Source organism: Dietzia maris (assembly GCF_014144855.1).
Lineage (GTDB): Bacteria > Actinomycetota > Actinomycetes > Mycobacteriales > Mycobacteriaceae > Dietzia > Dietzia kunjamensis.
In genome coordinates this window covers 1-5643 of record NZ_JAALDN010000296.1, presented here as the reverse complement: position 1 = coordinate 5643, position 5643 = coordinate 1, and the positions used below count along the sequence as shown (strand labels likewise).

The following is a 5643-nucleotide window of genomic DNA, read 5'->3' as shown; positions in this document are numbered from 1 at the left end:
GCAGACCCCGCCCACGGTGGTCGGTGCGCGCGGTCCACGCCGGGCCGTCAGGGGTCCCGCGAGCAGCAGGCCGGCCAGGTAGCCGACGAACGTGGCGCTGGCGACGAGCCCGAGCACCAGCTCCGGCAGACCGAGGTCCCGGCGGATGTCGGGCAGGGTGAGCCCGTAGACGTACCGCGCCATGCCGAAGGCGACGCCGACGACCGCCGCGCCGGCGATACCGATCCTCGCCGCGGAGAGCGTGCGCTCCTCGCGGCCGCCCGCGCCGATCAGACCTCCCGCGCCATCGCCCGGCCCGCCTTGAGCCCGGAGAAGATGCACCCGCCGAGGAACGTCCCCTCCAGCGAGTTGTACCCGTGCACGCCGCCGCCGCCGAAGCCGGCGACCTCGCCCGCCGCGTACAGGCCCGGGAAGGGCTCGCCGTCGGGGGTCAGGCACTGGGAGTCGAGGGTCGTCTCGATGCCGCCGAGCGTCTTGCGGGTCATGAGGTGCACCTTGACCGCGATGAGCGGGCCACCGGAGCCGGCCGCCGAGCCCGTGCCCTGGCCCGAGTCCCTGAGCAGCCGGTGCGGCTTGGCCAACCGGGTGAGCTTGTCGGTGAGGACGCGCCGGGCGTTGTGGATGGCCTGCACCTGGGCGTCCTTGGCGAACGGGTTGTCCATCTGCCCGTCCATCGCCAGGACGAACTCGCGCACCCGCTCCACGTCGAGCTCCGGCTCCCCGTCGCGCAGCAGCGAGTTCATGCCGGCGACCATCTCCTCGAGGGTGTCCGCGACCACCCAGTCGACGCCCTTCTCGGCGAACTCGGCGATCGACGGCGGCAGTCCGCTTCCGGCCTTGGAGGCGAACTTCTTGATGCTCTTGTCCGTGAGCTCCGGGTTCTGCTCGGACCCGGAGAGGATGAACTCCTTGCCGGCGATGGCGGAGTCGAGGATGAACCAGGAGTAGTCCCGGCCGGTGCGGCGGATGGCCTCGATGGACGCCGTGGTGTGGAACCCCGGGAACAGCGGTACCGGCATCCGGTCGCCGTTCGCGTCCAGCCACAGGGTGGACGGCCCGGGGATGATGCGGATCGCGTGCGAGGGCCACACGGGCGCGTAGTGCTCGACGCCCTCGGTGTAGTGCCACATCCTGTCCCGGTTGATGAGGTTGGCCCCGGCCACCGCGGAGATCTCCAGGATCCGGCCGTCCACGTGCTCGGGCACCCCCAGGATCAGGCGCTCGGGAGCGTCGCCGAGCCGGTCCGCGGGCCAGTACCGACGAACGAGGTCGGGGTTGCCGCCGATACCGCCGGAGGCGAGGAGCACCGCCCCGGCCCGGAACTCGAACGCGCCGGTCTCCTCGCGCGGGGAGGCCACACCCCGGTCGTGGTCGCAGGGCACGAGGGTCGCTCCTCGCACGCCGACGGCGCGACCGTCCTCGACCACGATCTCGTCGACCCGGTGACGTACGGCGAAGCGCACGAGCCCGGCCCGGGCGGCCTCCAGGACGGGTTCCTCGAACACCCGCACCACCTCGGGCCCGGTCCCCCAGGTCACGTGGAAGCGCGGGACGGAGTTGCCGTGCCCGGCCACGTCGCCGCCGCCGCGCTCGGCCCAGCCGACGGTGGGGATGATCCGCAGGCCCAGGTCGTGGAGGTACCGCCGCTTCTCCCCCGCGGCGAACTCGACATAGGCACGCGCCCACTGCCGCGGCCAGTGGTCCTCCGGCCGGTCGAAGCCGGCGGAGCCGAGCCAGTCCCGCCACGCCAACTCGAGCGAATCGGAAATCCCGATCCGCTTCTGCTCGGGTGTGTCGACCAGGAAGAGGCCGCCCAGCGACCAGAACGCCTGACCGCCGAGGTTCTTCTCGTTCTCCTGGTCCACCACGAGCACCTTCTTGCCCGCGCGGGTCGCCTCGTGGGTGGCGACCAGTCCGGACAGACCGTGCCCCACGACGATCACGTCCGGGGTGAAGCCCGGCTCCGGCGCGGGAAGCGGTCCGGTGTTGGCCGCCCGTGACGCCGACGGCGGCTGCCACTCCGGGTAGACGGGGTGGACGGGCCGGGCCTCGCCGGTGGTGCGGTGCGATCGGGACTCAGAGCGGCTCATGCGCCCCAGTGTGCCCGGTCACTCCAGCAGGTGGCGCAGATACCGTTCCGGCGCGTCGAGATAGCGCCGGTGGTGGTCGACCATCGCCAGATCCTCCCACCGGGTGCGGTGCATCCCGGCGTCGGAGAGCTCGTACACCGCGGCGCCGGGCACCGAAGCGAGGATCGGCGAGTGGGTGGCCATGAGCACCTGCGCCCCGCGCCGGTCGGCCAGCTCGAGCAGCAGGGCGACCAGTCTGAGTTGGGCGTCGAAGGACAGTCCGGCCTCGGGCTCGTCCAGCACGAACAACCCGCCGCCGGAGAACCGCGAGGTGGTGACGATGTCCCAGAACGCCTCACCGTGGCTGCGCGTGTGGAAGTGCTCCACGGGCCCGGAGGTCTGCTCCTTCTGCGCGGTCTGCAGGTAGGTGAACATGCCGTGCATGGTCTCGGCGCGCAGGAAGTAGCCCCACTTCGGCGCGCCCCCGCCCCGGACCAGCCGCAGTGAGTCGTGCAGCGGGGACTCCGACTCCCAGGTGACGTCACGGCCGTTGACCGACCCGCCCTCGGCGCCGAGCCCGTACGCCATGGCGACGGCCTCGACGATCGTCGACTTGCCGGCGCCGTTCTCCCCCACGAGCACGGTGAGGTCGTCGAGTTCGAGTCCCTCGCGCAACAGCTGGGCCACCGCCGGGATCGAGTACGGCCACCGCCCCGCCCCGGCCGACACGGGCTCGGCCCGCTCGTCCACGCCCCCGTCGCGCTGCCGCTCGACGCGTACCACCGGTCGTGGATCGAGCACTCCACCTGCGGCCATGCCACGCACCCTACCGTCGGTCGGTACCGTTTCTCCCATGCGGATCCACCAGCTCAACTGCGGCACGATGGGGGGCCTCGTTCCGACGCGCGTGCTGCTCGTGGAGGCCCCGGACGGGCTCGTGCTGGTGGATTCCGGGATCGGGTTGCAGGACATCGCCGACCCGGCCGGACGCCTCGGGGCGATGCGCCACGCGCTGCGCCCGGCGCTGCGCACCGGCGAGACCGCCGTCCACCGCATCGGGGCTCTGGGCCTGGATCCGCGGGACGTGCGGCACATCGTGCTGACCCACATGGACGTCGACCACATCGGGGGACTCGCCGACTTCCCGGAGGCGCAGGTGCACGTCGTCGCCCAGGCGCTGACGTGGGCGGTGCGCACGCCGCGGTTCGTCGAGCGCCGCCGGTACCGCCGCCCCCAGTGGTCGCACGGGCCGCGGTTCGTCGAGTACTCCTACGGGACCGACCGGTGGGAGGGCTTCCGGGCGCACCCCCTGGACCATGTCGCCGAGGGGATGATGCTGGTGGACCTGCCGGGCCACGCGGTGGGTCACGCCGGGGTGTTGGTACCCGGCGGCGGCCGCACCGGTGGTGTCGGTGACCACGACCGCGTCCACGGCAACGACGACGACGACAAAGACCTCCTCCACGCCGGGGACGCCTTCTACCACCAGGGGCAGATCGGTCAGACGGGTCGCGTGCCGAGGCCGATCCCCGTCCTGGAACGCGCCCTGGCCCTGGAACCGGGCGCGGTGTCCCTGACGCACGCCAGGCTCGCCGGGTTGGCCCGGCGTCGCCACCGCACCCTCGACGTGGTGTGCGCGCACGACCCCTCGGGGCCCGGGGGCCTCTAGATGGTCAGGATCCGCGAAACCGCCTGGACGCCGGCCGAGCGCACGGAGGCGGACCCGGACCTCCCCGACCGCGCGGCCGCACTCGCCGAACTCCTCCGGGGCCGACGGGCGGTGGTGCTCACCGGCGCCGGCATCTCGACCCCGTCGGGCATCCCCGACTACCGCGGGCCCGATTCGCCCGGCCGGACCCCGATGACGTTCCAACAGTTCGTGGGCGACCCCACGTTCCGCCGGCACTACTGGGCGCGCAACCACCTCGGGTGGCGGCACATGGAGGCCGCACGACCCAACGCCGCGCACCTCCTGCTCGCCGACTGGGAGCGTCGCGGCCTGGTCACCGGGGTGATCACCCAGAACGTGGACCTGTTGCACCTCAAGGCGGGCAACCGCCGGCTCGTGGACCTGCACGGGACCTACGCCGTGATCATCTGCCTGGACTGCGGCCTGCGACAGAGCCGGTGGGCGCTGCACGAACAGCTCGAACGCCTCAACCCCGGCTTCATCGAACGCGTGACCTCCCGCGGCGCGATCGAGGTGGCGCCGGATGCCGACGCCGTCCTGGCCGAGACCTCCGACTTCCGCATGGTCGACTGTCGGGCCTGCTCGGGAGTCCTCAAACCGGACATCGTCTACTTCGGCGAGAACGTCCCCGCGCATCGCGTGCAGGAGGCCAACGCGCTCGTCGACGGGTCGGACCTCGTCGTCGTCGTCGGCTCCTCCCTGACCGTCCGCTCCGGATACCGGTTCGTACGGCGTGCGGTGACCACCGGCACGCCCGTCGCGGTGGTCAACCGCGGCCGCACCCGCGCGCACGACGAGGCCACCCTGACGATCGACGGCGACTGCGTGGAGGTCCTCGAGCTGACAGATGCGGCCCTGCCGCACCACGGGTGAGCGTCGAGGAGCAAAATAGGGCCATGCAGATCGCAAAGACACCGGGGACCGCACTGGCCCGACTACTCCGCGGCAACGCCCGCTACGTGGCCGGGGAGAACCTCAACGAGCACAAAGACCCCTCTCGGCGCACCGAGCTCGCCTGCCAGCAGAATCCGTTCGCGCAGGTGTTCGGCTGCGCGGACTCCCGCGTCCCCGCCGAGGTCGTCTTCGACCAGGGGCTCGGCGACCTGTTCGTGATCCGCAACGCCGGCCACATCGTGGACTCGTCGGTGCTCGGGTCGATCGAGTTCGGGATCGAGGCCCTGAACATCCCGCTGACCCTGGTCCTGGGACACACCTCGTGCGGCGCGGTGGGCGCCACGATCACCGCCATCGACACGCACTCCACCCCGTCCGGGTACCTGCGCGACGTGGTCGAGCGGATCTCGCCGGCCGTGTTCGAGGCGCGGCGCGACCCGGACGCCGGGTACGACGACGTGGTGGTGGAGAACGTCCGCCACACCGTCACCGCGATCCGGCAGAAGTCGGCCGCCGTCGACCGCGCGATCACCGAGGGCCGCACCGCGATCGTCGGCGCGATCTACAACCTCGAGGAGGGGACCGTCACCCCGGTCCACACCGAGGGGACCGTCACGGAAGGCTGAGCGCGGGCCGACCGGGGTCGGTGGTCGGACCAGCGCTGGTCAGACCGGGACGAGGTCGTCGGCGTGCACCAACGGGCGCCCCTGACCGGAGCCGGTGCCGCCCGCCGCCCGGTCGACCAGCCGGGCGCGGACCTCGACCGAGTCGTACTGGGCGATCCCGCGGGCGACCACCCGGCCGTCGACGTCGTGCATCTCGATAACGTCGCCGAAGTGGAACAGCCCGTCCACCCCGGTCACCCCGGCCAGTAGCAGGGAGCGTCGCGAGCCGGTCACCGCTCGGACCGCTCCGTCGTCCAGCAGGACCGCCCCGCGGGCGTCCGCGGCGTGCCGGACCCAGAAGCGCCGGGCGGTCATCCGCTCGGGC

7 protein-coding genes are annotated in these 5643 nt (G+C 72.4%); 3 read left to right on the top strand and 4 right to left on the bottom strand.

Features of this window, described 5'->3' with window-relative positions; all coding sequences use genetic code 11:
- The 3 genes from G6024_RS10110 to G6024_RS10100 all read right to left on the bottom strand — a co-directional run.
- Window positions 1-321: YbfB/YjiJ family MFS transporter (locus tag G6024_RS10110; RefSeq protein WP_235027849.1), on the bottom strand; the 321-nt coding region annotated here is incomplete at its 3' end.
- Window positions 270-2090, bottom strand: coding sequence for an FAD-binding dehydrogenase (locus tag G6024_RS10105; protein ID WP_159148627.1), 1821 nt, complete (start codon window positions 2088-2090; stop codon window positions 270-272). The genes G6024_RS10105 and G6024_RS10110, both read right to left, overlap by 52 nt.
- A gap of 18 nt (window positions 2091-2108) precedes the next feature.
- The gene (locus tag G6024_RS10100) at window positions 2109-2885 is read right to left on the bottom strand and encodes an AAA family ATPase (RefSeq protein WP_083249632.1); all 777 of its coding nucleotides are present in this window, start codon (window positions 2883-2885) and stop codon (window positions 2109-2111) included.
- Window positions 2886-2922: 37 nt separating this feature from the next.
- Between G6024_RS10100 and G6024_RS10095 the strand changes: the two genes are divergently transcribed.
- From G6024_RS10095 to G6024_RS10085, 3 genes are read left to right on the top strand one after another with little or no spacing between them, the layout of a single operon-like run.
- A complete protein-coding gene (locus G6024_RS10095; protein WP_159148626.1) occupies window positions 2923-3738 on the top strand; it encodes an MBL fold metallo-hydrolase in 816 nt (271 codons plus the stop codon).
- Window positions 3739-4632: a Sir2 family NAD-dependent protein deacetylase gene (locus tag G6024_RS10090; protein WP_159148625.1), complete on the top strand. Its 894-nt coding sequence runs from the start codon at window positions 3739-3741 to the stop codon at window positions 4630-4632. It begins immediately after the preceding gene.
- 23 nt (window positions 4633-4655) lie between these two features.
- Window positions 4656-5279 carry a carbonic anhydrase gene (locus tag G6024_RS10085; RefSeq protein ID WP_096905780.1) on the top strand — a complete coding sequence of 208 codons (624 nt, stop codon included), beginning with the start codon at window positions 4656-4658 and terminating at the stop codon, window positions 5277-5279.
- A gap of 39 nt (window positions 5280-5318) precedes the next feature.
- Here the strand turns inward: G6024_RS10085 and G6024_RS10080 are convergent.
- A partial coding sequence (locus tag G6024_RS10080) for a PUA domain-containing protein (RefSeq protein ID WP_338122138.1) occupies window positions 5319-5643 on the bottom strand: 325 nt, incomplete at its 5' end.

Coding starts and splice junctions, on each gene's coding strand:
- G6024_RS10090 (WP_159148625.1), top strand. CDS start 3,739: ATGGTCAGGATCCGCGAAACCGCCTGGACGCCGGCCGAGCGCACGGAG.
- G6024_RS10100 (WP_083249632.1), bottom strand. CDS start 2,885: ATGGCCGCAGGTGGAGTGCTCGATCCACGACCGGTGGTACGCGTCGAG.
- G6024_RS10085 (WP_096905780.1), top strand. CDS start 4,656: ATGCAGATCGCAAAGACACCGGGGACCGCACTGGCCCGACTACTCCGC.
- G6024_RS10105 (WP_159148627.1), bottom strand. CDS start 2,090: ATGAGCCGCTCTGAGTCCCGATCGCACCGCACCACCGGCGAGGCCCGG.
- G6024_RS10095 (WP_159148626.1), top strand. CDS start 2,923: ATGCGGATCCACCAGCTCAACTGCGGCACGATGGGGGGCCTCGTTCCG.